Source organism: Methylobacterium oxalidis (assembly GCF_007992195.1).
In the GTDB taxonomy this organism is placed as follows: domain Bacteria; phylum Pseudomonadota; class Alphaproteobacteria; order Rhizobiales; family Beijerinckiaceae; genus Methylobacterium; species Methylobacterium oxalidis.
In genome coordinates this window covers 1-1,525 of sequence record NZ_BJZU01000277.1, presented here as the reverse complement: position 1 = coordinate 1,525, position 1,525 = coordinate 1, and the positions used below count along the sequence as shown (strand labels likewise).

The window sequence follows — 1,525 nt, the reverse complement described above, 5'->3', positions numbered from 1 at the left end:
ACCGGCCATCAGCAGCTTCGTGCCGAGCAGCGAGCCGTACGAGGCTCCCAGGATCAGAATGTTGCGTGACATGCGCTTCTTCCCAAAACGTGTGTTGTTATTTGCGCGAACGTAGCGATACCCAACTCCGCAGCCTCAAGGCACGCTGGGCCTTTCACGTCCGGATTACAGCACGCAGCCAGGCTGTCTGCCCACTGCCCCTTCAGCCGTAGCGAGGGGCCGGATCTACACCTTCAGCCCGCTCGACGATCGTCGTCGCGGCGGGTTTTTTCGTGCGGGTTCGGGCAGACGGAAACTGGTTCGGCTCGCCTACCGTTTCTGGGTCCGGCAGTAATGCCGGTACGGACCTGACGACACTCCAGCCCGCCCGGCTTCCGCCGGAGCGGGCTCTTTCGTGAGCCGCTCATCCGGCGTTATCCACTCGCTCGACGCGGATCTGGATGCGCTCGCCTTTCGCAAGCGGGCGGGCGTCAACTTCGCCGCCGATGACCTTGTAGGCCTGACCCTCAATGACCGGCGTGGACCGATCGAGTTCATGAGAGCCGGCTGGCATGTCCCAGGGCGCTTCGACAACGAGCCACTGCTCATTGAGCCTCTTCAGAATGTGAGGCGCCCAGTGCTTTCCAGACATCGTGCCCGTCTCCGCCGGCCCGAAGCGTACACCCGGTCGCTCCTGCAGTCTCGTCGACCTCACATCCACCTGCTCACGCGAGCTCAGGCAGCGGCAGGCCCGTCTCTGCCACCCGAGTGTTCCTGCTTCGCAACAGCGAATCAGCTGCGAAGATGCAAATCTTCGTCTTCGGAGAGCGACACTCCTCCGGCATGGCTACGAGGGGGCAGCCCGATCAATCTCGCGTAGCCGATCGACAAAGCCCCGTAGCCTCACGGCTCGCGGGGCTTTTCGCTGGTGCTGCGATGCGCCCAGCGTGGAGTTCATCCCAGCTATCAGCGGCCCTGGCGTTCGGCTGCGGAGAGCGTAGGTTGCCTCACTGCACCTCGTGCTAGCAAGATTGCTCCGCAAGGCAGCCGAGGTTGGGCGGGCATAGAGAACGCTTGTTGGGTAAGGCGCTGAGAGAAGTTGCCGGAGTGTGAACGGACTGCCGTTGCCGGCAATCTTCGCCGCCGTGACATCACGAGGCCGCTGTGACCTTCCTAGGCCCCTTCACAAGGTAAGCGGCCAGGCGTTCGGTGGTCGCTGGATCTGTGTGCGTTTCGGCGGATCACGCCATCTGCCGCACGCCCTTGTTTGGGCTCGTCGCAGCCTACACCTGATTCAGGATGAAGCTGCAGGTTGGACTTTCCTATCGCACACGCAACGGCCACACCGCTGGCCCCGTCACGGTAGCGGGCGGCCGCTCCCACCCGTGGGAGGGACGCGTTGAAGGCATCGATGCCTGCCAGTACTGGACCGACGATGGTCATTTCTTCGCGAGCGGCAAGCCTCACAGCCTGGACTTGGTGCAGCGCGTGCAGAGATCAGCCGGCAAGGCGATCGATCAGATGACGCTCGACGACTATCGCCGGG

General features: G+C 63.3%; 2 protein-coding genes. One reads left to right on the top strand and one right to left on the bottom strand.

Features of this window, described 5'->3' with window-relative positions:
- Positions 1-403: 403 nt before the first annotated feature.
- A complete protein-coding gene (locus MOX02_RS30530; protein ID WP_147029498.1) occupies positions 404-631 on the bottom strand; it encodes a hypothetical protein in 228 nt (75 codons plus the stop codon).
- 647 nt (positions 632-1,278) lie between these two features.
- Here MOX02_RS30530 and MOX02_RS30525 point away from each other — a divergent pair.
- A partial coding sequence (locus MOX02_RS30525) for a hypothetical protein (RefSeq protein ID WP_147029497.1) occupies positions 1,279-1,525 on the top strand: 247 nt, incomplete at its 3' end.

What these genes read in the sequence shown, in the direction of transcription:
- MOX02_RS30530 (WP_147029498.1), bottom strand. Translation starts at nt 631, where the DNA reads ATGTCTGGAAAGCACTGGGCGCCTCACATTCTGAAGAGGCTCAATGAG.